We start from the raw sequence: 769 nt of genomic DNA on the forward strand, positions 1-769 counted from the left end.
GAGCCGGTGACGCTGAACTTCCAGAACGCCGACATCGAGGCGGTGGCGCGCACGATGGCGACCATCACCGGCCGCAACGTCGTGGTGGACCCGCGCGTCAAGGGCCAGCTGACGCTCTCGACCGAGCGCGCCGTGGCACCGGCGGCGGCCTTCGACCAGTTCCTGGCGGCGCTGCGCCTGCAGGGCTTCACCGTCGTGGAGTCCGCCGGCCTGTACAAGGTCGTGCCCGAGGCCGATGCCAAGCTGCAGGCCGGCGGCGTCACGGTGACGCAGGGCAGCTCGGGCCGCGCCCCCGCGGGCGGGCAGATCGCCACGCAGATCTTCAAGCTGAACTTCGAGAACGCCGCCAACCTGGTGCCGGTACTGCGCCCGCTCATCAGCCCGAATAACACCATCAACGTCAACCCGGGCAACAACTCGCTGGTCATCACCGACTACGCCGACAACCTGCAGCGCCTGGCGCGCATCATCGCCGCGATGGACGTCTCCAACGCCAGCGACGTGGAGGTCATCCCGCTGCGCCACGCCATCGCCAGCGAGCTGGCGCCGCTGGTGGCGCGCCTGGTCGAGGGCGGCGGCAGCGGCGCGCTCGCCCCGGCAGCCGCCCAGGCCGGCGTACCGGGCCAGAGCGACACCTCGTTTCGCACCACCTTGCTGGCCGAGCCGCGCAGCAACGCGCTGATCGTGCGCGCCGCCAACCCGGCGCGGGTGGCGCTGGTGCGCTCGCTGGTGGCCAAGCTCGACCAGCCGGCCGCGCCGGGCACGGGCG

The 769-nt window shown here is 72.4% G+C and carries 1 protein-coding gene; it reads left to right on the plus strand.

Going from position 1 to position 769, the window contains the following annotated elements:
* Positions 1-769: secretin N-terminal domain-containing protein (locus A612_RS00540; protein ID WP_019372670.1), on the plus strand; the 769-nt coding region annotated here is incomplete at both ends.

The sequence above is a fragment of the Melaminivora alkalimesophila genome, assembly GCF_000282995.1.
Lineage (GTDB): Bacteria > Pseudomonadota > Gammaproteobacteria > Burkholderiales > Burkholderiaceae_C > Melaminivora > Melaminivora alkalimesophila.